Raw genomic sequence first — 23,644 nt, 5'->3', positions numbered from 1 at the left:
TTACCGTTCATTGTGAAAGCCATAAATCGTTTCCTGCATGGTTTTGTCTACTGTATGGCCCAGGGCTCCCAGACCCCGCAGCTCGAGCTGCAGCATGAATCTGGTCTCTTCTTCCTCGTCTTTATCTTCATTGGCCACATAGCGTTGGATGAGGGTACGAAGTTTCCAGCAGCATCGACCGCCATATTCCAGGCCAAGTATTCTATTCATATTTCGCTCATAAAGGTATGAGTGTTTCCATTTCCCAAACAGGCTGAATTGGTGATTGAAGGGCCAATAGAAGGAGAAATCCAGATCTTCAATGGTGTCACGTTTGAAATTGTAATCGAAATTGATGTGTTCCTGCTCGGGTGTGCTGTAGCGAAGTGTGAAGCGGCCTCTATCGATCTGATCATCTTCCAGGTGGGGATTGTGGCGCAGGGTCAGTGTGGTGCGCCAGTGGTTTCCCAATCTCGACGAGATCTCCGCCACCATGGCGGATGAGGGATCATCCTCCGTGGCCCCGGTCAATTGTACCTCCCTCTCTTTGCCGTAGTAGATCTGACCGATACTGGCACGCAGTCGTTCCATGCCATTGTCCCTCTGGAACCAACGGGTAGTCAGGCCTGCAGATAACTGCCTGGCGTCACCAAAGCGGTCCTTGCCGCTGAAGCGGTTCTCTTTGAACAGGTTGGTGTAGCTGATATTGAGATCGGCGCTATCGAAATCGGGGATATCTGACTGATCGTCAAAAGGTGCATACAGGGCAAACAGTCTCGGCTCAAGAGTCTGTAACGCTGGAATGCCGAACCAATGGGTATCACGTTCAAATACCAGGCCGCCATCGAGACTGTAGGCCGGTACAAAATAGTCTGGTTTATCATCTGTCGGATTGTCATCTTCATCCAGCCTGTAGGTGGCATAGTTGAGGCTCAGTCTGGGGGTCAGATGACCCCAGCTTCGACGCAACGGCAGACTCAGCGAAGGGCGAAGTGTGAGCCGTTCACCATTGGTCAGGGTATCATGCTTGAAGTGTGTGTATTCGCCACCGAAGCCGATCTTCATGCCAAGTGGGTTGGTCAATCCCCGATAACGGGCGAGCAGCTGGGGCAGACGGCGGTAGGGGTGTTGACTCTCGCTCAGGGAGTCATCCACCGTTTGGAACTTCTGTATGCGGCCCAGCAGGTTCCAACTACCCAGGTTGTAACGGACTTCTCCGACACGCTCCAGGTGGCGCGTGCTGGTGATGGCCAGACCGGTACCGAAATCCTCCAGATATTCATTGTCGCTCACCGCATTGGTTTCGATGCGGGTGGTGAGACCGGGTAAGGGTCGGCTGACATGATAAAATCGCAAGGCGCTACGCCGGTCGTCGTGGTGCGGACTGTTTTGTTTGTCGTCCGGAAGAATTTCACCACTGATCTCCCCGCGCTGCCGTTCACCGAGAAAGCGAAATTCTCCACCCAGCATAACGCCACGCTTGCTCATCAATCGCGGTGTCAGGGTGGCGTCATAGTTGGGTGCGATATTGAAATAATAGGGTAGGGTGAGTTCACTCCCCAGACGATTGGATGATCCGATCGAGGGTATTAAAAGGCCGGTTTTTCTACGCTCGTCCACCGGGAAAGTGAAATAGGGTATATAGAGTACCGGCAGGCCGGCCAGTTGCAGTCGGGCGTGGCGTGCGCTACCCCAGCCTTCGGCCATATCGATCTTCAGTTCAGAGGCTACAAGGCTCCAATCGTTTCTATCGGGGGGACATGTTGAGTAGACAACCTTCTCATAGTGTGACTGATCTTTGCTCGTGAGGGTGATCAATGCTGCGCTGCCTCGGGCGTTATTCTCCGTCAGACGAAACTCGCTGTCACTTAACCAACCCCGATCGTCATCAAGTTCCAGGTAGCCCTGTTGCGCGGTGGCGCGCAGTCCTGTTTGCTGAATAAACAGATTGCCAAAAAGTTCAGCGACCCGGTTTTGGTGGTCGAAGCTGATGCTGTCGGCCTCCGCATAGCCGTCCGGACGCCACAGCTGTACTGATCCGTCGAGCCGACTCGAGCCTGTCGTCTGGTCGAACTCCAAACGGTCGGCCGCAAGCTGAAGATACTGGTTTTCCAGGGGTGGTGCGGGTACCGAGAGATCGCTTTCGCCAGGCGACCGTTCACAATAATCCCAGTTGAGTCCACGGTCGATACGCAGCCTTTCTTCCGCTGTCGTAACCAGGGGTATCAACAGGCTGAGATAGAGGTAAAGCGGGCGTGGACGAGGTGACATCGAATTGGCTGATTGGTGTTTCTGTTCTGGTGATGCGGGTCAGGGAACCAATAGTGTTTTACGAACTCACTTATGGAAGGCATTGATAATTCATCACGCGACCCTGCACAAAATCGCATAGAATCTGCATTACTTCAAATTACACCTGTTCATTGGTAACACTTGTGACCTCAGTTAGACGACGTTTTCTAATCACCCTGGCTATTCTGATGAGCACTGTCGTGATCGTCGTGACGCTGTTTATGACCCGTCCCGAGGCCAATGTGGAGATGAAGCAGCCGGGTATTACCCGTGTCGAAGTGGCGGAAGTGGTACGGCGGGATCTGCTGCCGAAGGTGCCCTTCACCGGTGTGCTGCGCCCACGGCAGATTGCGTCCCTGCGTTTCGAAGTGGCGGGTGAGCTGAGTGCACGCGAAGTGGAGCCCGGCGAGTCCGTATCCCAGGGTGATCTGCTGCTGAGACTGGATAACGAGGACTATCGGGACGCATTGAGTGAGACAGAGTCCCGGTTGACCGAGACACGGGCCACATTGGAGCGGGATGGAGCATTGCTGAAACTGGCTCGGGAGAACCGACAGCTGGCTGAGCGGGAATATCAGCGCCTGGAGAAACTGGGTAAGGGTTCGTTGGCGTCTGTCTCAACCAGGGAGAGTGCGCGCCAGCAGTTGATCAATCTGCAGAGTGAAGAGGCCCGGCTCGTTTTCAGTCAACAGAGCAATCAGGCCCGTCTCGACCGTCAGGAGGCGGCAAACAACCGGGCTCGGCGTAATCTTCAACGCACCCATTTACTGGCGCCTTTCAATGGGCGGGTCAACCGTGTCATGGTTGAGGAGGGCGACTATGTTCAGGGCAACAATCCGGTGCTTGAATTGATCGATGACGCCGTGTTGGAGCTTGAGATGGCGGTAAGTGGCGATGTCGCTGCCGCTTTGTCTCTGGGGCAACCATTGAGTGTGAAAGTGGATAGTCGCGATGTGGGTGGTGAACTGGTAGCCCTGCAGATCGATCCGGACCCTCAGACCCATACCCATCCCCTGCGAATCAGGATACCGGGGCAGGGATTGCTGCCTGGACAGCTGGGCAGGGTGGATCTGCCCCTGCGTCCCAGAAAGGATGCCCTGGTGGTGCCTGTCTCCGCCGTAATGCGGGAGGAGGGTAAGCACTATGTCTTTCTGGTGCGAGGGAGTCGTCTGGTGCGTCGACAGGTGGTGCCGGGTATACGCCAGGGTGATTTGCAGTTGTTACTGCAGGGGGTGAAACAGGGTGATCTGCTGGTTGCCCGGGATGTGGAAGTGCTCAGCCACGATATCGAGGTTCAGGTCGAACCCGGCGGGAAAGTGCCTTGATCGATTTTTCCATCCGAAATCCCCTGATGGTCAACCTTATGCTGGTGATCATACTACTGGCGGGAGTGATCTCCTGGTACGCCATGCCGCAAGAGATGTTTCCCGTGGTGGAACAGGATAAGGTCAGGATCACCACCGTGTTCGAGGGTGCCTCACCGGAAGAGATGGAGCGTCAGGTCACTCTCCCCATCGAACAGGAACTGGATGGCTTGGCCGACATCGATGTGGTCAGCTCCACCAGCAGCGAGGGCAGTTCAAGTATCCTCATCGAGCTGAAAAGCGGTTCCGATGTGGACAATTTCATGCGCAAGGTCAGAACCGCTCTCGATCAGGTGGATGATCTGCCAGACGAGGCTGAGGAACCGGAACTGGCGCGGCTCGAGACCCGCTTCCCGGTCATTTCGGTGAGCCTGTTCGGTAGCATATCCCGGGGCGAGTTGTATCGCATCGCCACGGACATCAAGGATCAACTGATCCAACTGCCGGGTGTCGCATCCGTGGGTATGGCCGGTGATCGTGAATGGGAGGTCTGGGTGGTTGTCGATCCCCGGGTGATGGCGGCCTTGAGCGTCTCACTCAATCAGATTGCCCATGCCTTGCGGAACAACCTGCTTGATCTGCCCGGCGGCACCCTTAAATCATCCGGAGGCGATATACGCTTGCGGGGCATGGGAGTACCTCCCGACCCCGACCAGATGGCGGCGATCGTGCTGCGTCATGATGAACGGGGCGGGCAGCTGCGATTGGGCGATCTGGCACAGGTACAGCTGCGTCTGGAGGAGTCCCAGACTCTGGGTCGATTCAATGGCAAGCCATCCGTCAACATGACCATCAACAAGACCAGCCAGGCATCGACCATCGATGTGGCGAATCTGGTGAACGAATTTGTCTTGGAACATAGAGCGACACTGCCAGCGGGGGTCAGTCTGGGGCTTTTCAACGATCTCTCGGTATATGTGAAGAACCGTCTCGACACCGTCAAGTCATCGGGGATTGTCGGGCTTGCCCTGGTGCTGTTGGCGCTCTACCTGATGCTCAATTTCCGGGTCGCTTTCATCACTGCGCTCGGTATTCCGGTCTCTTTCCTGGTAGCCGTGATAGCCTTGCATATGCTGGGTTACAGCATCAATATGGTCTCCCTGTTTGCATTTCTGATTGCGCTGGGCTTGATCGTAGATGATGCCATCATCGTCAATGAGAATATCTATCGCCATCTGGAAATGGGCGAGTCCCCGGCCGCAGCGGCTGCTCTGGGCACCAAGGAGGTCTATTGGCCCGTGGTGGCCTCGACCACCACAACCATTGCCGCCTTCATGCCGATGTTTGCCATCGGCGGCACCATGGGTGCATTCATTGCTGTGATACCTGTGGTGGTCAGCGCCTCCCTGGCGGGTTCCCTGCTGGAGGCCTTCGGGGTGCTGCCGTCCCATGCCAAGGAGTTCCTGCGTGCCACCAGAGAGCGAAAACCGGGACGAATCGATTGGAGTGCATTGAATCGCCGCTATACCCAGTTATTGCGAAGGTGCCTCGACTATCGCTATCCGGTGGCCATGTTGAGCATCGGTGTGCTGGCGATCACGATTGTATTTGCCCAGACCCGTATTCCCTTTCTGCTCTTCAGTCATGTGGATGTGGGACAGTTCTTCGTTAATGTGGAAGCACCCAGTACCTATAGTATCGATGATGCATCGCGTCTGGCGGACAAGCTTGAAGAGACGCTGATGCAAACACTGAAAGAAGACGAACTGGAGACTTTGCTGAGCAATGTGGGGGTGATGTTCATAGACTTTCACAGGGTGAAAATCGGTAGCCGTTATATTCAGTTGATTGTCGACCTGAAACAGCAGAAACCCAGTGGCTTTATCGAACGCTGGATATCGCCGCTGGTGAGTCTGAAATTCTCCTGGGAAGGCAGCCGCGAGCGAAGTTCAAAAGCGGTCATAGAAGATGTACGTCAGGCGTTGCAGCAAATACCGGGTATACAGCGCATGTCCATTCTGCGTACCCAGGGAGGCCCTGCGGGTGCTGATATTGAGATCGGCGTTGTGGGTGAATCGGTCGATCGCATCAGTCAAACCGCAGAGACGATTCGCACCTTTCTCAGCCGTATGCCGGGTGTTTCGGATGCCAGGCAGGACATGGATCCGGGCAAGTTGGAATATCGTTATCAGCTCAATGAACGTGGACGCCGCCTGGGACTTACCCAGACAGAACTGGCGAATGCGGTACGCACTGGTTTTCTCGGTTTGAAGCTGGCCCACGTGAGCTGGCGCGACAAACGCATACCCGTTCGGTTGATCTACAATGACGAACTGCGCCGCGATGCCGGCGCCCTGGAGCGATTGCCCATTACCCTGGATGATGGACGCACCCTCTACCTGGGTGACGTGGCGGATATCGTGGAGGCGAGAGGCTATAACAGTATCAACCGGCGAAATCTTCATCGATTGGCCACTATCACCGCGGAAGTCGATCCGAAGGTCACCACGCCCAATCAGGTACTGGAACGGATCACCACCGAGTTCAGTCGTCTCGCTGAAGGCCAGCGCCTGATCTTCCTCGGAGAGAAGAAAAAGGCCGAAGAGTCGATTATCGGCATGCAGCGAGCAGGTGTGATCGCTTTAGCGATTATCTTTTTCATATTGGCCGCCCTGTTCAGATCGCTGCTTGATCCGCTGGTGGTGATGTTCGCAATCCCATTCGGCGCTATCGGCGTCATCGTGGGGCATGTGATTTTCGATTTTCATCTGCAATTCCTGTCCCTGATCGGCTTTCTCGCGCTGACAGGAATCGTGGTCAACGATTCATTGATCCTGATCGATTTTGCCAAGCGCTTGAGACGCGAGGGATGGGAACGTAAAGAGGCCCTGGTGGAAGCGGGACGGGTGCGTATCAGACCGATACTGTTGACCAGCGCAACCACCTTTCTCGGTATCTCTCCATTAATCTTTTTCGCCACCGGGCAGACGGCATTTCTCTCGCCGATGGCGGTCAGTCTTGGATTCGGGCTGTTGTTTGCGACGGTGTTGATCCTGCTTGCACTCCCCTGTTTCTATCTCATTGCGGATGATATGAGGATACGCGTCACTTCCCGTTTCGGCGCCGGGGAGGATAATGCAGTCCTGGCGACGGATAACTGATTTCATTAAAGCCTCTTCTGGTACAATCATCAGGCCCCGGCTGGCCGGATTGCCTCATATCAAAGTTGCAGACTGATTAGAAAACGATGCCACAACGAATAGAACAATTGAAAAAGTGGCTGGTGTCATTGCCAGAGTTATCGGATTACTCATTCGAGCCTGCTTCCAACGACGCAAGTTTTCGCCGCTATTTTCGCTTAATCGAAAATGGAAAAAGTTATATCGCCATGGATGCCCCTCCGGATAGAGAGGATTCCAGGCCCTTTGTGAAAGTGGCGGAAGCCCTCGAGTCAATCGGTCTGAACGTACCGCATATCTATGCGCGGGATCTCACCCAGGGTTTTATGCTGCTCGAGGATCTCGGCACTGAGCTCTATCTTGACAGGCTGTCATCGGAAACCGTCGACAGGCTCTACGGTGATGCCTTGGGTGCATTGGCCACGCTGCAGGCCTGTGGGCCGCGTGATGGTCTGCCGAAATATGACCGGGCCCTGTTGATGCAGGAGATGGCGCTGTTTAAAGATTGGCTGTTGCTGCAGGAGCTGAGCCTCTCATTGACACATGAAGAACTCTCGATGTTGGAACGGGTATTCGAACTGCTGGCAGATAGTGCTCTGCAGCAACCGCAGGTCTGCGTGCATCGTGACTACCATTCGCGCAATCTGATGGTAACCACAAGACATAATCCAGGTATTCTCGATTTCCAGGATGCGGTGATAGGCCCGGTTACCTATGATTTGGTGTCACTGTTGCGTGACTGCTATGTAAGCTGGCCGGATGGGCGGGTTCGTGACTGGGCGATGGGGTATTACGAGCTTGCGCTTCAGTCCGGAATCCTACGTTCCGAACATGAAACACCGTTTCTGACATGGTTTGATCTGATGGGCGTACAGCGTCATCTCAAAGCGAGTGGGATATTCGCCAGGTTATACAGGCGTGACGGTAAACCGGGCTATTTGAAAGAGATTCCGCGAACACTCGGCTATATCACCCAACTGAAAACCGAGTCCGTACCGCTGCAAGAACTTAGTGAATTTATCCGGCTCCGGGTCTTGCCATACCTGAAAGCTGCCTGAAAACGCCACTGTGCATTGCCGTTGTTCATTTTGTATCACCAAACTTCACTCCTCGCACCTTGGGTAGCGCTTTTTCAGATGCGCCAGAGGGGCTTGGATCAGTGGTAACAGGCCATAAGGTTATCCTATCAATCAGACAATTCATGCCAGTTTTTTATGTTGCCTGTTACGATCATAATCTAATCCCCTGATTTCCTGTGACTTGACAGGCTGTTACGGCTTGTGTTGTTGTTGCTCTTTCCGGCCTAAAATTATCGCAACAATAACTGAGTGAAGCGCTCAGGAATAAACAGATTAACTCCTAGAAATTCTTTAAACTAATTTTTATAACCCATTGATGTTCTGTTTTTTGATTCCTGCTTTATAGTTGGTGTCGCAAATTTACAACAGCTATTTTTTCTGTGTCTTTTTTGCAAAGAAACACTTGCAATTTGCCACGCTGTTGACTAATATTCGCATCGTAGTCAATTTTCTACCCATCAATTCTCGGAGTTAACTCAATGAAAAAAGTACTCTCTCTGGCAATTGCAGCTGCACTGGTGGCTCCTGCCGCAGTCATGGCTGATGCCACTTTGTTTGGTAAAGCACACTTCATCATCGAAAATGTTGATAATGGTGATCAAGACGTTTGGGGCGTGGACAGCATCCACTCTCGCGTTGGTGTGAAAGGCAGCGAAGACCTGGGTGGCGGACTCAAGGCTCTCTATCACTTCGAATTCAAAGTACACAATGATGACGGCGCTGACGGTCTTGGCGATCGTAATCAGTTCATCGGCCTGTCCGGTGGTTTCGGTACCGCTCTGTTGGGTACTCATGATACCCCTATGAAGATGTCCCAGGGTAAATTCGACGAGTTCGGCGATCTGCCGAACGGCGACCTTGCCAACGTTATTCCTGGCGATGACCGCCTTGAGAACGTCATCGCATACGTCTCTCCTGCCATGGGCGGTCTGACCTTCGTCGGCGCTCTGGTCCCCGGTGAGAGAGGTGACCTCGACCTGGACGGTATTGCCGATCATATCTCCCTGGCCGGCCTCTACAGCAATGGCCCGCTCTTCGCATCTCTGGCCTACAACAGCTACGACCTCGGTTCTGCAGTAGACGCTGAACCTTCACTGCTGCGCGCTACCGCAGTCTGGAATGGCGGAATGTGGCAGGCTGGTATCATGTTCGCTTCCATGGATCTGGACCTCGACGGTGTGGACGATCCTGATTACCTCGGTCTGAGCGGTCACGTCAAAGTCGGCGGCGCTGGCAAGATCAAGGCTCAGTACCTGATGGGTGATTCCACCAATGGTGGTGTTACTGCGCTGGTACCTGGTTTTACACCGAATGTAAATGTTGGTATGCCTGTTGCCGATCCTGAGAACGAAGTCACTCAGTTCAGCGTTGGTTACGAGCATGCAATGAGCAAGCGCACCGTAGCTCACGTCGGCTTCACCTCTTATGAAGAAGACGAGACCGATGTTGAATCTGATGCATTCTTCGCTGGTCTGATCCACAACTTCTAATAGTTCACAAGACTATTTCGAGTTGAGAAACGGGGCCTATCGGCCCCGTTTTTTTTGGTCAGTTTTTTTATACTTCCAATCCCCGCTGTTTAGTATTAATACAGCCTCTCTTCTGGGCCCATATCACAGGCTTAATGTCTCTGTACGATTGGCGGATATTCGTGTGTTGCAGCCAAATAACAATTTACGCACTCAATAGAGTTGCCAATCGAATACTATAAAAGCACAGGCAATCAGATAGCGTATCCAGAAAAGCGCCACTCGTTATTGCTCGTCGTTCATTTAGAATCACAAAGCTTCTCTCAACGCGCCATGATTAGTGCATATTTAAGTTGAGTCCGGGATATTCTTACTTTTATTTAATTTAATCAAACGGATATCACTTTCCGGGCATCTCAGGTACTGACCTGTTTGGGGCTTTTATGTGCATGGCCATATCGGGCGAAAACAAGAAATTTACAGAAAAGTGTCGACATTATAGAAAAAATTTACTATAAAATAGGTTCTAACAGCATAATTCAACAAAATATGTCGACACTTAATCAGATAAGACAACACCAGAGGAGCTCCCACACATGTCACGTTATGCCGAGATCTATCAACAGTCGTTGAATGACCCTGAGGTATTCTGGGGTACAGTCGCCAAGGGTCTGCACTGGTACAAGAATTGGGATAAGGTTTTGGATGAATCGGCCAAACCTTCGCCACGCTGGTTTAGTGGCGGAATGTTCAACACCTGCTATAACGCTTTGGATCGCCATGTGGAGGCGGGAAATGGTGATCGCCTGGCGTTGATTTACGACAGTCCGGTAACAGAGCAGAAGCGTGCCTACAGCTACAGCGAACTGCGGGATACGGTGGCCCGGCTGGCAGGTGTGATAGCGTCCCACGGTGTGGGAAAGGGCGATCGGGTCATTATATATATGCCGATGATACCGGAAGCGGCCATTGCCATGTTGGCATGCGCCCGAATTGGCGCTATTCATTCGGTTGTTTTTGGTGGATTTGCGGCAAAAGAGCTGGCTACACGGATCGATGATTGTCAGCCTAAAATGATACTTTCCGCATCATGCGGTATAGAGCCCAGCCGTTTAGTCGCATACAAGCCACTGCTTGATGAGGCGATTGAGATAGCCCGGCATAAACCTTCCACGTGCATCATCAAACAGCGGACCCAATTGGCGGCTGAATTACAGGAAGGTCGCGATTTCGATTGGGAAGAGTCAGTGGCACAGGCCGATCCCGTCGATTGTGTTCCGGTTGAGGCAACAGATCCTCTCTATATCCTCTATACCTCTGGTACCACAGGCCAGCCCAAGGGCGTGGTGCGTGACAACGGTGGACATGCCGCTGCACTGCTCTGGTCGATGAAGAATATCTACAATGTTGAGGCGGGAGATGTCTACTGGGCTGCATCCGATGTCGGGTGGGTGGTTGGCCACAGCTATATTGTCTACGGTCCTCTGTTAGCCGGTTGCACCACTGTCATATACGAAGGCAAGCCGGTCGGTACTCCCGATCCTGGCGCATTCTGGCGAATGATCAGTGAGTATAAAGTCAAAGTGCTGTTTACTGCGCCAACCGCGTTCCGGGCAATCAAGAAAGAGGATCCGCAGGGCGCCTATATGTCGAAGTATGATATCGGCTGTATGGATGCCTTGTTTCTTGCGGGTGAGCGTTGCGATCCTGACACGCTTCACTGGGCTGAAACCATGCTCGATAAACCGGTTATCGATCATTGGTGGCAAACCGAGACAGGCTGGGCTATTGCTGCGAATCCCATGGGTGTTGAACCACTTCCGATAAAGGCCGGCTCTCCAACGGTATCCATGGTGGGTTATGACGTGCGTGTGCTTGATGACCAGGGCGTTGAAAAACCTGCAGGTGAGATGGGGGATATCGTAATCAAACAGCCCTTGCCCCCCGCGTGTCTGCCAACCCTTTGGAATAACGAACAACGATTCGTCGACTCCTATCTGAGCGCCCATCCCGGGTATTACCTGACGGGTGATGCCGGATACAAGGATGAAGATGGCTATCTGTGGATCATGAGCCGTACCGATGATGTTATCAACGTGGCGGGACATCGCCTCTCCACGGGTCAGATGGAAGAGGTATTGGCGGGCCATGCCGATGTGGCGGAGTGTGCTGTGATCGGCGTATCCGATACCTTGAAGGGGCAATTGCCTTTGGGGTTTGTTGTTTTGAAGTCGGGTGTCGAACGTTCTGCAGATGAGCTTGCTGCTGAATTGGTGAAGCGGGTGCGAGAACAGATTGGACCAGTCGCGGCATTTAAGCACATCGCCATTGTTAAACGTCTGCCCAAGACACGCTCAGGAAAGATCTTGCGGGGAACAATGGTGAAGATCGCCGACGGTCAGGAGTGGAAGATGCCCGCCACGATTGATGATCCTGCGATTCTGGACGAGATCTCGTCCTCCTTACAAACCCTGGGTTATGCAAAATAAAACGGGATAGATTGGCTTAGAGAGGGTGCCCTACCTCACCACGGAAGCAATCGGGTAGGGCACCAAAATCACTATATTCAATAAAGTGTCGACATAATTAGCGGTATAGGCTATATTTTAGTCAATATATGCCTTATTACGATTAAATGTGTCGACAATTTGAGATATTTATGCGGAGTCAGTCGCGAGTGGAAAAGAACGATCCAATCACTATCACGCTAACAGATCGTCTCTTCGATACGATTCAGCGTGCCATCGTTGAAGGAGAAATTCCGTCTGGGAGTAAGATCAGTGAGCCGGAACTTGCTCGACAGCACGGAGTCAGTCGAGGCTCATTGAGAGAAGCGATCGGGCGACTTGAAGCGAGAAAGCTGGTTGAGCGTAAACCCAATCTGGGTGCTCGAGTGGTGACGCTTTCATACGAACAGTTGATTGAAATCTATCAGGTACGTGAAGCCCTTGAGGGGATGGCTGCGAGATTGGCGGCACAAAATATGAGTGATAAGGAGATAGAGGAGCTACAGCTGCTGTTGGATCAGCATGGACGACAGATTGAAGAACAGCATGGTGAGGCGTATTTCCAAAAGCAGGGTGACCTCGACTTCCATTACCGTATTGTTCAAGGTAGCAAAAATCATCAACTGATCGGTCTGCTTTGCAACGATCTCTATCATCTGTTGCGTATGTACCGTTACCAGTTCGGGATGCGCAGTAAGCGCTCCAGTCAGGCCTATGATGAGCACCACTATCTGTTGAATGCCATTTCCTCTCGAGACCCTGAAATGGCGGAGCTTTTGATGCGTCAGCATATTCGTTCCTCACGTAGAAACGTGGAAAGAATGTTGCTGGAAAATTAACCAGATGTGAGTTTTGAGTTTTTAGTTATGAGTTTTGAGTTAGAAAAAGTGAGCGTAGCGAACACCACAACTCAAAACAAAAGACTCATAACTCAAAACTTTTTATGTTGAGGATACGAAATGACCAACCAGCAAAATCCAGGCGCACGTTTTCGCGCTGCCATCGAACAAGAGAAGCCCTTGCAGTGTGTGGGCGCCATCAACGCCTATCATGCCAGGCTGGCGGAGGCCTCGGGATATCAATCTCTCTATATTTCGGGTGGTGGTGTTGCTGCGGGCTCCTGTGGTATCCCTGACCTGGGTATCACAACGATGGAGGATGTCCTGACTGATCTGCGTCGTATGACGGAGGTGACCGATCTTCCTGTATTGGTTGATATAGATACCGGATGGGGAGGGGCATTCAATATTGCACGCACCATACGCAATATGAATAAGTTCGGCGCAGCTGCCGTGCACATCGAAGACCAGGTGCAGCAAAAACGTTGCGGTCATCGTCCCAACAAGGCGATTGTCACCCAGGATGAGATGGTCGACCGAATCAAGGCGGCAGTGGATGCCAGGCTCGATGATGATTTTGTAATCATGGCGCGTACCGATGCGCTTGCCGTTGAAGGTATGCAGTCTGCCATTGACAGAGCATGCGCCTGTGTCGAGGCCGGAGCGGACATGATCTTCCCTGAGGCAATGAATGATCTCGATCAGTATCAGGAATTCGTAACGGCGGTTAAGGTTCCGGTATTGGCCAACATCACTGAATTTGGCGCTACTCCCTTGTTTACAACAGATCAATTGGCATCTGCAGGTGTGAGTATCGCCCTCTATCCCCTGAGTGCATTCCGCGCGGCAAATGCTGCTGCACTGAAGGTTTATCAATCCCTACGTGGTGAGGGGACGCAACAAGGGGTTGTTGACTTGATGCAAAGTCGTTCCGATCTTTACGACTATCTCGGCTATCACGATTTTGAACAGAAGCTGGATCAGTTGTTTGCTTCAGAGGAGACGGCTTAACGTAAATGATTCATGCCGCAAATAACGCTAATTATTGCAAATGAAAGCAAATATTTTTTCTGAGCAATCATATCATTTGCGCGTATTCGCGGTGATTAGTGTCCATTTGCGGCCACTCTTTAAACCAGTTTTGCAAAACACTATCCAATTATCAATCGTATCAGAGGAGGTTTCCCAATGAGCGAACCCAATCAAATCCTTCCCAAGGCGAAAAAGTCGGTCGCCCTCTCAGGCACCGCTGCCGGTAACACCGCAATTTGTACCGTAGGCCGTACCGGTAATGACCTGCACTACCGCGGTTACGACATTCTCGATTTCGCAGAGAAGGCGGAGTTCGAGGAGATCGCCTACCTATTGATTCATGGCGCACTCCCAACCTCCGCTGAACTGACCGCCTACAAGACCAAACTTAAATCGATGCGCGGGTTGCCCCAGGCGGTGAAGCAGGCTATGGAGGCGATCCCGGCTTCCGCCCATCCAATGGATGTGATGCGCACCGCCTGCTCGGTGATGGGCAGTTGTGTGCCGGAGAAGGAGACCCACCCCGCCTCAGAGGCGCGGGACATCGTCGACCGCTTGATGGCAAGCTCCGGCTCGGCCCTGCTCTACTGGTATCACTATGCGTTCAACGGTAAGCGTATTGACGTTGAGACCGATGACGATTCCATCGGCGGTCACTTCCTCCACCTGTTGCATGGTGAGAAGCCGAAAGCGTCCTGGGTACGCGCCATGCACACTTCGCTGGTACTTTACGCCGAGCATGAGTTTAACGCCTCAACCTTCACTGCTCGCGTGGTGGCCGGTACGAATTCCGATATGTACTCGGCAATAACCGCGGCTATCGGTGCACTGCGTGGCCCCAAGCATGGTGGCGCCAACGAAGAAGCCTTCCGTATCCAAAGCCGTTACCGTACTGCAGACGAGGCGGAGGTTGATATCCGCGAGCGGGTCGGACGCAAAGAGATCGTCATCGGCTTCGGCCACCCGGTCTACACTGTGGGTGACCCCCGCAACGATGTGATCAAAAGGGTTGCCAAGGAGCTCTCAGAGGAGGCGGGCAACATGACCATGTTCAGCGTCGCCGACCGCCTGGAGTCGGTAATGTGGGAGATCAAGAAGATGTTCCCCAACCTTGATTGGTTCTCAGCCGTTTCCTACAACCAGATGGGTGTGCCCACTGATATGTTCACCCCTCTGTTCGTCATCTCCCGCATAAGCGGCTGGGGCGCCCATGTGATCGAGCAACGTGAAGACGGCAAGATCATCCGCCCCTCGGCCAACTACACCGGACCGGAGAACCGGGCCTGGGTGCCGATCGAAGAAAGAGGCTGAGGATTGGTTTTGAGTTTTTAAGTTATGAGTTTTGAGTTGTCGGTACTCGCTACGCTCGTGGTTTTTTTAAAAAAAACGTGTGCGCAGCGCACACCGAAACTCAAAGCTAAAAACTCATAACTCGAAACTGCCCTGCTATCGTATCGAACGAGAACTCAATGAACACAAACTATAGAAAGCCCCTGCCGGGCAGCGACCTGGACTATTTCGACACCCGCGAGGCGGTCGAGACTATCCAGCCCGGCACCTATGACCGACTACCTTACACCTCACGGGTGTTGGCGGAGCAGTTGGTGCGACGCTGCGAGTCGAACCTGCTGACAGACGCCCTGAAGCAGCTCATCGAGCGCAAGCGCGATCTGGACTTCCCCTGGTATCCGGCACGGGTGGTCTGCCACGACATCCTGGGGCAGACTGCCTTGGTCGACCTGGCCGGCCTGCGCGACGCCATTGCCGACAAGGGGGGAGAACCGGCCAAGGTCAATCCAGTGGTGCCGACCCAGCTCATCGTCGACCACTCACTGGCGGTGGAGCACGCCGGCTTCGAACCGGACGCCTTCGAGAAGAACCGGGCTATCGAGGATCGCCGCAACGAAGATCGCTTTCACTTCATAGAGTGGTGCAAGACTGCCTTCGACAATGTGGACGTGATCCCCGCCGGTAACGGCATCATGCATCAGATCAACCTGGAGAAGATGTCACCGGTGATCCAGTCCCGTGATGGCGTGGCCTTTCCCGATACCTGCGTCGGCACAGACAGTCATACCCCCCATGTGGACGCCCTCGGTGTCATCGCCATCGGCGTCGGCGGCCTGGAGGCGGAGAACGTGATGCTGGGCCGTGCCTCAATGATGCGATTACCCGAGATCGTCGGCGTCAATCTAACCGGCCAGCGCCGGCCGGGTATCACCGCCACCGATATCGTGCTTGCCCTGACCGAGTTCCTGCGTCAGGAACGGGTGGTTTCAGCCTATCTCGAATTCTTCGGCAAGGGGGTAGAGGGCCTCACCATCGGCGATCGAGCCACTATCTCCAACATGACTCCGGAATTCGGCGCCTCGGCGGGCCTCTTCTATATCGATCAACAGACCATCGACTACCTGAAGCTGACAGGTCGCGAGCCCGAGCAGGTAGCCCTGGTGGAGAACTATGCAAAGACCACAGGTCTCTGGGCTGACGCCCTTGAAGCCGCCGACTACGAACGCTTGCTGGAGTTCGATCTCTCCAGCGTGGTGCGCAACATGGCGGGACCCTCCAATCCCCACCGCCGCCTGCCCACCTCCGCCCTGGCCGAGCGTGGTATCGCCGGTGCCTGGGAGGAGAAGCCGGGTGTGATGCCCGACGGGGCGGTGATCATCGCCGCCATTACCAGCTGCACCAACACCTCCAACCCACGCAACGTGGTGGCTGCCGGCCTGCTGGCGCGCAAGGCCAATCAACTGGGACTCACCCGCAAACCCTGGGTAAAGTCCTCTTTCGCGCCGGGCTCCAAGGTCGCCAAGCTCTATCTGGAAGAAGCGGGCCTGCTGCCGGAACTGGAGAAACTCGGCTTTGGTATCGTCGCCTACGCCTGCACCACCTGCAACGGCATGAGCGGCGCCCTCGACCCGAAGATCCAGCAGGAGATCATCGATCGGGACCTCTACGCCACCGCGGTGCTCTCCGGCAACCGCAACTTCGACGGCCGTATCCACCCCTACGCCAAGCAGGCCTTCCTCGCCTCGCCGCCACTGGTGGTTGCCTACGCCATCGCCGGCACCGTGCGTTTCGACATTGAGCAGGATGTCCTGGGTCGCGACAAGGAAGGTTGCCCGATCACACTCAACGACATCTGGCCCAGTGACGAGGAGATCGACGCTATTGTCAACCAGTCGGTTAAGCCGGAGCAGTTCATCCAGATCTACCAGCCCATGTTCGACCTGGGTGACCGGGAGCAGGCGGAGAGCCCGCTCTATGATTGGCGGCCGCAAAGTACCTACATACGCCGTCCTCCCTACTGGGAGGGTGCCCTGGCGGGTGAGCGCAGCCTGAGCGGTATGCGTCCTTTGGCGGTGTTGGGCGACAACATTACCACCGATCATCTTTCGCCCTCCAACGCCATCCTGCAGAGCAGCGCGGCGGGTGAATATCTGGCCAAGATGGGTCTGCCGGAGGAGGACTTCAACTCCTATGCCACCCATCGGGGTGACCACCTCACCGCACAACGCGCCACCTTCGCCAATCCCAAGCTGCTTAACGAAATGTGCCGGGACGACCAGGGTGAAGTGACACAGGGTTCCCTGGCCCGGCTGGAACCAGAGGGTGAGCCAATGCGCATGTGGGAGGCGATTGAGACCTACATGCAACGCAAACAACCGTTGATCATCGTCGCAGGTGCCGACTACGGTCAGGGTTCTTCCCGCGACTGGGCCGCCAAGGGTGTGCGCCTGGCAGGCGTCGAGGCGATCCTGGCCGAAGGCTTCGAGCGTATCCACCGCACCAACCTGGTGGGCATGGGTGTGCTGCCGCTGGAGTTCAAGCGGGGCGAGAATCGTCATACTTATGCCATCGACGGTACCGAGACCTTCGATGTTGTCGGCGAACCCACACCGCGTACTGAACTGACAGTGGTCATGCGACGGCGCAACGGCGAGACGGTCGAGATCCCGGTTACTTGCCGCCTGGACACTGCCGAAGAGGTATCGGTCTACGGCGCAGGCGGCGTGCTGCAGCGCTTCGCCCAGGACTTCCTCGCCACGGCTTAAGCAAAACCTAGGGTGGGCCAGGCTGAAGAGGTGGCCCACTAATCTGTCACTGGCTTAAAAGAGAATGCCGTCAATGAATGCTAATTACCGCAAATGATCGCGATTGGGCATCGTTAAATCCGTCATCAATTTGCGCAGATTCGCGGTGATTGGCATTCATCGGTGGTCAACGATATCGATTACCGTTTCGATAGGACGATAAACATATGTCACACCCACCCCAGATCCGCATCCCCGCCACCTACATGCGAGGCGGCACCAGCAAAGGCGTCTTTTTCAATCTGGAAGACCTGCCAGAGCCCGCCCAGGCACCGGGTGGGGCCCGGGACAAATTGTTACTGCGAGTGATCGGCAGTCCCGACCCCTACGGTAAGCACACCGACGGCATGGGTGGCGCCACCTCCAGCACCAGCAAGACGGTGATCCTGGCAAGGAGTAATAAACCCGATCATGACGTAGACTACCTCTTCGGTCAGGTCGCCATCGACAAAGCCTTTGTCGACTGGAGCGGCAATTGCGGTAACCTCACCGCCGCGGTTGGCTCATTCGCCATTGCCAGTGGCCTGGTGGATGCCGGTCGCATCCCCGAAAACGGCATCGCCGTGGTACGCATCTGGCAGAAGAATATCGAGAAGACTATCGTCGCCCATGTACCCATCACCGGCGGCCGGGTGCAGGAGACCGGCGACTTTGAACTCGATGGCGTCACCTTCCCGGCGGCAGAGGTGAAGATCGAGTTCATGAGCCCTGTGGACCCCTCAGAGGCCATGTTCCCTACCGGTAATCTGGTGGACCAGCTGGAAGTACCCGGCATTGGCGGCTTCCAGGCCACAATGATCAACGCAGGCATCCCCACCATCTTTCTCAATGCCGAGGAGATCGGTTACAGCGGCATCGAGCTGCAGGAGGCGATCAATGGCGATCCGGCGGCCCTGGCGCGATTCGAGACTATCCGTGCCCATGGCGCCATCAAAATGGGACTGATCAACAGGGTGGAAGAGGCGGTCGCCCGCCAGCACACCCCCAAGGTGGCCTTCGTCGCACCGGCGGCGGACTACACCGCCTCCAGCGGCAAGGCGATCAATGCGAGCGATATCGACCTCAACGTACGCGCTCTCTCCATGGGCAAACTTCACCACGCCATGATGGGCACAGCTGCTGTCGCTATCGGCACCGCGGCGGCCATCCCCGGCACTCTGGTCAACCTGGCCGCCGGTGGCGGCGAGCGGGAAGCGGTCACCTTCGGCCACCCCTCCGGCACCCTCAAGGTAGGCGCCGCAGCCATCGAACAGAACGGCAACTGGATTGTTGAAAAGGTGGTGATGAGCCGCAGTGCGCGGATATTGATGGAAGGCTGGGTGCGGATTCCGGGAGATGTGCTTTAAGACAGCCCCTTGTTGCTATAAGCATTACCACTGGACTTACTTCATTTCGGTAGAAACCCGTTCGATTATTTCTATTTAAATACAATAAGATAGGTGGAACGTGTGCAGGAATTAAAAAGTTTTTGTTTGAATTTTAGGCACCGGAAAAGAGATCGGAAAATCTTAATAGTGAAATCTCAGTTGAGCGATCAGAAGACTATCATCAGTCACTTTGTAGACGATTCTATGCTCCTCATCGATACGACGCGACCAGTAGCCCGAAAGACCGTGGCGGAGAGGTTCAGGCTTACCGATCCCTGAAAAGGGTTCCCTTTGGATGGCTTGAATAAGTTGATTGATACGGCGTAAAGTTTTCTTGTCTGCCCGCTGCCAATAGAGGTAGTCCTCCCAGGCGTGTTCGGAGAAGATGAGTTTCATACCGACGTCCCTGTCAGATTCGTCACTCCTGTGATAGTGAGCGTTCGCTACCGCCGCCACTTTCCAGTTCAGCAATCGATTCAAGCAGACGACGGGCGTTCTTAGGGCTGCGTAACAGGTAGGCAGTCTCTTCGAGGGCCTGATAATCATCCAGCGATATCATCACCACCGATCCCGCTCCCTTGCGTGTGATGATGACTGGTGCATGGTCCTCGCAAACCTGGTTCATGGTGCTGGCTAATTTGGCACGGGCGATACTGTAGGCGATGGCGTCCATTGGTGATCCCAGTTTTATGTTGTACAATATATTGTACAACAAAACTTGAGCGAATCAAGTATCACAATGATGCGTCATAGAAGCCTATTTCTCTGTACCTTGATCGCCTGTATTTGCAGAATGAAAGAGTGACTTCAGTACGTCGGGATGTTCTGACTGGTTCTCTACGGAGGAATCAGCGGTAGGTGGTTCTTTTGCGAAAAGTGTGCCGATACGACGAAAAAGGGATTTCAACGCCCGCCAGATTTTCGGCAACAGCCAGATCACCAGGGCGACGAACAGCACCAGGAGGATGATGAACGCCAGCGGATAGTTCAGTGCTGCCCAGAGTCCGCCGATGACCGCCAGGTCCTCGGCGATGGAGGCTGTCCAGTTAGTTACCGGTTCCGGTGAGGTATTGATCATCAGACGGGTGCCGGCCTTGGTGAAATGGCTCCCGGCTGCCATGGTTCCACCGACCAGTGCGGCGGCGAGTTCGGCGGCCTGGTTGACCTCAAAACCACTGGCGGCGCCGGCTGCCAGCAGGGCGCCTGCCGGAATGCGCACAAAGGTATGCAAGGCGTCCCAACCACTGTCGACCCCCGGCGTTTTGTCGGCAAAAAACTCGATGAAATACATGATGCCGGCGATGCCCATTACCAATGGATCGCTCAGTACCTCGAGTCCGGGGGGCAGTGTCACATGGCCGGTCATACCCAGATAGCCCAAAACCAGGACTGCGGCATACAGATTGATGCCTGCGGCCCATCCCGTGCCTAGGGTGAGTGCAAGGGTGTCGATAGTCTCCATAACGGCCTTCCTGCTGAGTATCCTTGTACTAATGTGGAGGCAATAGAATAGAATTTCCACTCAAAGTTTGTTTTTCACGCTCTAAAAGCCCCCGAGTTCACAATTGTTTAGGTTTTCGAGACAGTTGACTTTTTCTTTTATTAACCAAGCCTTATGATAGCTGTCTTAACATTAATCCAGTTTGTGAATATTTCTCAGAGCGCCACACTCTTGTTGGGCCTAAGGTGATGTAAATATTCATTGGCTGCAGAAAACAGGTTGCCTTGAATATGATAAAGGTTGGTGTTGTCGGTGGAACCGGGTATACCGGTGTTGAGTTGCTGCGGTTGCTGGTGGCCCATCCATCATGCGAACTCGTTGCCATAACCTCGCGCGCGGAGTCCGGGAGGACGGTTGCCGATCTCTTCCCGAATCTGCGTGGCCTTACGGATCTCTCTTTTGTAGCGCCCGATGCGGCACAATTTGGTGAGTGTGACCTGGTCTTTTTCGCTACACCCAATGGTGTTGCCATGACCCAGGTTCCGGAATTACTGGCGGGAGGTGTGCGTGTCATTGACCTGGCCGCTGATTTCAGGATCGCCGATCAAGCTGTGTGGGAGCAGTGGTATGGGATGCAGCATACCTGCCCGGAGCTGCTGTCTGAGGCGGTTTACGGTCTGCCGGAGTTGAATCGTCAGACTATACGTGAGGCACGGTTGGTGGCCAATCCGGGATGTTACCCTACTGCCGTTGCGCTCGGTTTTCTTCCATTGATTGAAAATGGCCTTGTGGCATGCGACTTCCTGGTAGCGGATACGAAGTCGGGTGTAAGCGGCGCCGGAAGATCCGCAAACGTTGCCATGCTGATGGGTGAGATGGGTGAGAGTTTCAAGGCCTACGCCATTCCCGGTCATCGTCATCAACCAGAGATCCGACAGACCCTGAGCCGGGTCACTGACGAGCCGGTGGGATTGACCTTCGTGCCCCATCTGGTGCCGATGATTCGTGGTATCGAGGCAACCCTCTATGCCCGGTTGACTGATCGCTCGGTTGATCTGCAGGCACTGTTCGAGAAGCGTTATCGGCAGGACTGCTTCGTCGACATAATGCCGCCAGGCTCCCATCCGGAGACGCGCAGCGTGAAAGGTGCGAATCACTGTCGCATCGCGGTGCACTCCCCCCGGGAAGGCGATGTGGTGGTGGTCAGTTCCGTGATCGACAATCTGGTGAAGGGCGCTGCGGGACAGGCGGTGCAGAATATGAATCTGATGTTTGACCTGAACGAAGATTGTGGTTTGAATCAGGTCGCTCTGCTACCTTGAGTTCATGGTAGACATCAACAAATATCGCGTACCCAAGATCGTCGGCGCCAACGAGGGCGTGCCACGCTGGATTCGATTATGCCTGCTGCTACTCTTGCTGAGCGGGGTGGCCTGGATGGCCTACAAACAGGGAGGTAGCAGTCTTGCCCAGGGCTTTGCCCGGCTGCAATCGGGCATGGATCATGTGCAAACCCTGGAGCAGGAACGCAATGAACTGAGGCGTCAATTGGCCATGGTGAAGCAGGCTGCCGAAGTGGACCGAGAGGCATTGCTTGCGATTCGTGAGCAGATCAAGAAGCTGCAGGATGAGCGCTTGAAGATGGAGGAGGAGCTGACTTTTCTGCGCGGCATAGTCTCCACATCGTCCAAACAACAAGTGCTTAGAGTGCAGAATTTCAAGTTGGAGGCGGGACTTGAGGCGCAGCAGTTTGTCTATAAATTTTCCGTCAGCCAGGTAATAAACAGTGGTAGCGTCGTGAAGGGAAGGATCGAGTTGTCGATCATGGGACTGCAGGATGGTCAGGCCAAGCTTTTAAAGCTGGATGAGTTGTCGGATGAAAAACTCAGCAGTCATAAGATGCGTTTTCGCTACTACCAGAATGTGGAAGGCAAGCTGCATCTGCCGACAGGTTTTGAACCCGCAACCATCAAGATCGATGTCAAGCCGAGCAGTTCCAAATTGAAGCCTGTGAGTGAAGCCTATAACTGGTCACCAATATCCTGATGTAGAAAGGAAAAAATCACTATGTTTGGTAAGAGTAAGAAAAAATTCCGTTCACCTCGAATTACGACAGTGATCGGTTCGGGCACTGAAATCAAGGGTGATATCACCTTCAGCAATGGACTGCATGTGGATGGCGTGATCAGGGGCGATGTGCTGTCCGATCCACAGGATCCGTCAGCGACCCTGACATTGAGTGAATTGGGCACCATAGATGGCAACGTCCGGGTAGGCAATGTGATGCTGAACGGCACGGTAGTCGGGGATGTCATCGCAAGCAACCGAGTGGAATTGGCGCCCAGGGCAAGAATAACCGGCACCCTGACCTACGCCATGCTGGAGATGGCGATGGGGGCGGAGGTCAACGGCAAACTGATTCACGCCTCTGAGCAGGATCCCCCGCAGCTGCCGTATGATGGGAAGCCACAGCAGGAGGAGACGGTGGTGAGTGATGGGGAGAAGGTGATTACCCCTGAGGGTTAAGCCGTAACAGAATTGTTTGTGAATAATACTTGACTGTTTTTCTCGGTAATTGCATACTTCCATATAATTTACCGCGACAAACCGTATTAGGTTTGGCAACTATTAGACCCGCCTGGGATACCAGGCCGGAGAGAGCAGGGCCAACATCATGACTAGCGCAGATACACACAACGATTCTATCATCTTTACCGAAGCGGCTGCCTCCAAGGTCGCTTCACTGATTGCTGAAGAGGGTAACCCTGATCTGATGTTACGTGTATATATACAGGGTGGGGGTTGCTCCGGGTTCCAATATGGCTTCTCATTCGATGAGAATGAAAATGATGGCGATACCAGGGTTGAGACAGGGGGTGTAACCCTGTTGGTGGACCCCATGAGCATGCAGTATCTGATGGGAGCCGAGGTTGATTATACCGAAGGCCTGCAGGGTGCCCAGTTCATCATCCGCAACCCCAATGCAACTACAACCTGCGGCTGCGGCTCCTCGTTTTCTGTCTGATCATCTCCCCAACCCGGCGCCCGCATCACCACTCCAT

At 54.1% G+C, this 23,644-nt stretch carries 18 protein-coding genes; 14 read left to right on the top strand and 4 right to left on the bottom strand.

Going from position 1 to position 23,644, the window contains the following annotated elements; all coding sequences use genetic code 11:
* Nucleotides 1-2,250, bottom strand: a complete 2,250-nt coding sequence (locus AB8516_RS11395; protein ID WP_369160680.1) for an LPS-assembly protein LptD — start codon at nt 2,248-2,250, stop codon at nt 1-3.
* Nucleotides 2,251-2,459: 209 nt separating this feature from the next.
* Here AB8516_RS11395 and AB8516_RS11390 point away from each other — a divergent pair, with 209 nt between their 5' ends.
* The 10 genes from AB8516_RS11390 (at nt 2,460) to prpF (ending at nt 19,120) form a co-directional block, all read left to right on the top strand.
* A complete protein-coding gene (locus AB8516_RS11390) occupies nt 2,460-3,596 on the top strand; it encodes an efflux RND transporter periplasmic adaptor subunit (RefSeq protein ID WP_369160678.1) in 1,137 nt (378 codons plus the stop codon).
* Complete coding sequence (locus AB8516_RS11385) at nt 3,593-6,736, top strand: efflux RND transporter permease subunit (RefSeq protein WP_369160676.1); 3,144 nt, start codon at nt 3,593-3,595, stop codon at nt 6,734-6,736. Before AB8516_RS11390 ends, AB8516_RS11385 begins: the two co-directional genes overlap by 4 nt.
* 86 nt (nt 6,737-6,822) lie before the next feature.
* On the top strand, nt 6,823-7,812 hold the full coding sequence (locus AB8516_RS11380; RefSeq protein WP_369160674.1) for an aminoglycoside phosphotransferase family protein: 990 nt from the start codon (nt 6,823-6,825) through the stop codon (nt 7,810-7,812).
* Between the two features lie 500 nt (nt 7,813-8,312).
* Nucleotides 8,313-9,323 carry a porin gene (locus AB8516_RS11375; protein WP_369160672.1) on the top strand — a complete coding sequence of 337 codons (1,011 nt, stop codon included), beginning with the start codon at nt 8,313-8,315 and terminating at the stop codon, nt 9,321-9,323.
* Between the two features lie 575 nt (nt 9,324-9,898).
* Nucleotides 9,899-11,791, top strand: a complete 1,893-nt coding sequence (locus AB8516_RS11370; protein ID WP_369160670.1) for a propionyl-CoA synthetase — start codon at nt 9,899-9,901, stop codon at nt 11,789-11,791.
* Between the two features lie 188 nt (nt 11,792-11,979).
* Nucleotides 11,980-12,648: a GntR family transcriptional regulator gene (locus tag AB8516_RS11365; RefSeq protein WP_369160668.1), complete on the top strand. Its 669-nt coding sequence runs from the start codon at nt 11,980-11,982 to the stop codon at nt 12,646-12,648.
* Nucleotides 12,649-12,768: 120 nt separating this feature from the next.
* Entirely contained in the window at nt 12,769-13,659 is an 891-nt protein-coding gene (prpB, locus tag AB8516_RS11360; protein ID WP_369160666.1) for a methylisocitrate lyase, read from the top strand.
* Nucleotides 13,660-13,836: 177 nt separating this feature from the next.
* Entirely contained in the window at nt 13,837-14,991 is a 1,155-nt protein-coding gene (prpC, locus tag AB8516_RS11355; RefSeq protein ID WP_369160664.1) for a 2-methylcitrate synthase, read from the top strand.
* Nucleotides 14,992-15,149: 158 nt separating this feature from the next.
* The gene (gene acnD / locus AB8516_RS11350) at nt 15,150-17,735 is read left to right on the top strand and encodes a Fe/S-dependent 2-methylisocitrate dehydratase AcnD (RefSeq protein ID WP_369160662.1); all 2,586 of its coding nucleotides are present in this window, start codon (nt 15,150-15,152) and stop codon (nt 17,733-17,735) included.
* Nucleotides 17,736-17,941: 206 nt separating this feature from the next.
* On the top strand, nt 17,942-19,120 hold the full coding sequence (gene prpF, locus AB8516_RS11345) for a 2-methylaconitate cis-trans isomerase PrpF (protein ID WP_369160660.1): 1,179 nt from the start codon (nt 17,942-17,944) through the stop codon (nt 19,118-19,120).
* 162 nt (nt 19,121-19,282) lie between these two features.
* Here the strand turns inward: prpF and AB8516_RS11340 are convergent, their stop codons facing one another.
* From AB8516_RS11340 to AB8516_RS11330, 3 genes are all read right to left on the bottom strand, one after another.
* Entirely contained in the window at nt 19,283-19,537 is a 255-nt protein-coding gene (locus tag AB8516_RS11340) for a Txe/YoeB family addiction module toxin (protein ID WP_369160658.1), read from the bottom strand.
* Between the two features lie 22 nt (nt 19,538-19,559).
* A complete protein-coding gene (locus AB8516_RS11335) occupies nt 19,560-19,814 on the bottom strand; it encodes a type II toxin-antitoxin system Phd/YefM family antitoxin (RefSeq protein WP_069124808.1) in 255 nt (84 codons plus the stop codon).
* Nucleotides 19,815-19,898: 84 nt separating this feature from the next.
* Nucleotides 19,899-20,603, bottom strand: coding sequence for a DUF4126 domain-containing protein (locus AB8516_RS11330; RefSeq protein ID WP_369160656.1), 705 nt, complete (start codon nt 20,601-20,603; stop codon nt 19,899-19,901).
* Nucleotides 20,604-20,872: 269 nt separating this feature from the next.
* Between AB8516_RS11330 and argC the strand changes: the two genes are divergently transcribed.
* From argC to erpA, 4 genes are all read left to right on the top strand, one after another.
* Nucleotides 20,873-21,904 (top strand): N-acetyl-gamma-glutamyl-phosphate reductase, encoded by a 1,032-nt coding sequence (gene argC / locus AB8516_RS11325; RefSeq protein WP_369163270.1) that lies wholly within the window; start codon nt 20,873-20,875, stop codon nt 21,902-21,904.
* 4 nt (nt 21,905-21,908) lie between these two features.
* Nucleotides 21,909-22,628 carry a DUF6776 family protein gene (locus AB8516_RS11320; protein WP_108291932.1) on the top strand — a complete coding sequence of 240 codons (720 nt, stop codon included), beginning with the start codon at nt 21,909-21,911 and terminating at the stop codon, nt 22,626-22,628.
* A gap of 21 nt (nt 22,629-22,649) precedes the next feature.
* A complete protein-coding gene (locus AB8516_RS11315; RefSeq protein WP_108291930.1) occupies nt 22,650-23,108 on the top strand; it encodes a polymer-forming cytoskeletal protein in 459 nt (152 codons plus the stop codon).
* Nucleotides 23,109-23,256: 148 nt separating this feature from the next.
* Nucleotides 23,257-23,607: an iron-sulfur cluster insertion protein ErpA gene (gene erpA, locus AB8516_RS11310; protein ID WP_369160653.1), complete on the top strand. Its 351-nt coding sequence runs from the start codon at nt 23,257-23,259 to the stop codon at nt 23,605-23,607.
* Nucleotides 23,608-23,644: the final 37 nt, after the last annotated feature.

Origin of the sequence: Candidatus Thiodiazotropha sp. LNASS1 (assembly GCF_964212655.1) — a bacterium.
GTDB lineage: Bacteria > Pseudomonadota > Gammaproteobacteria > Chromatiales > Chromatiaceae > Thiodiazotropha.
This window is presented reverse-complemented; position numbering and strand designations above follow the sequence as displayed.

Coding starts and splice junctions, on each gene's coding strand:
- AB8516_RS11395 (WP_369160680.1), bottom strand. CDS start 2,250: ATGTCACCTCGTCCACGCCCGCTTTACCTCTATCTCAGCCTGTTGATA.
- AB8516_RS11390 (WP_369160678.1), top strand. CDS start 2,460: ATGAGCACTGTCGTGATCGTCGTGACGCTGTTTATGACCCGTCCCGAG.
- AB8516_RS11380 (WP_369160674.1), top strand. CDS start 6,823: ATGCCACAACGAATAGAACAATTGAAAAAGTGGCTGGTGTCATTGCCA.
- AB8516_RS11375 (WP_369160672.1), top strand. CDS start 8,313: ATGAAAAAAGTACTCTCTCTGGCAATTGCAGCTGCACTGGTGGCTCCT.
- AB8516_RS11370 (WP_369160670.1), top strand. CDS start 9,899: ATGTCACGTTATGCCGAGATCTATCAACAGTCGTTGAATGACCCTGAG.
- prpB (WP_369160666.1), top strand. CDS start 12,769: ATGACCAACCAGCAAAATCCAGGCGCACGTTTTCGCGCTGCCATCGAA.
- prpC (WP_369160664.1), top strand. CDS start 13,837: ATGAGCGAACCCAATCAAATCCTTCCCAAGGCGAAAAAGTCGGTCGCC.
- acnD (WP_369160662.1), top strand. CDS start 15,150: ATGAACACAAACTATAGAAAGCCCCTGCCGGGCAGCGACCTGGACTAT.
- prpF (WP_369160660.1), top strand. CDS start 17,942: ATGTCACACCCACCCCAGATCCGCATCCCCGCCACCTACATGCGAGGC.
- AB8516_RS11340 (WP_369160658.1), bottom strand. CDS start 19,537: ATGAAACTCATCTTCTCCGAACACGCCTGGGAGGACTACCTCTATTGG.
- AB8516_RS11335 (WP_069124808.1), bottom strand. CDS start 19,814: ATGGACGCCATCGCCTACAGTATCGCCCGTGCCAAATTAGCCAGCACC.
- AB8516_RS11330 (WP_369160656.1), bottom strand. CDS start 20,603: ATGGAGACTATCGACACCCTTGCACTCACCCTAGGCACGGGATGGGCC.
- argC (WP_369163270.1), top strand. CDS start 20,873: ATGATAAAGGTTGGTGTTGTCGGTGGAACCGGGTATACCGGTGTTGAG.
- AB8516_RS11320 (WP_108291932.1), top strand. CDS start 21,909: ATGGTAGACATCAACAAATATCGCGTACCCAAGATCGTCGGCGCCAAC.
- AB8516_RS11315 (WP_108291930.1), top strand. CDS start 22,650: ATGTTTGGTAAGAGTAAGAAAAAATTCCGTTCACCTCGAATTACGACA.
- erpA (WP_369160653.1), top strand. CDS start 23,257: ATGACTAGCGCAGATACACACAACGATTCTATCATCTTTACCGAAGCG.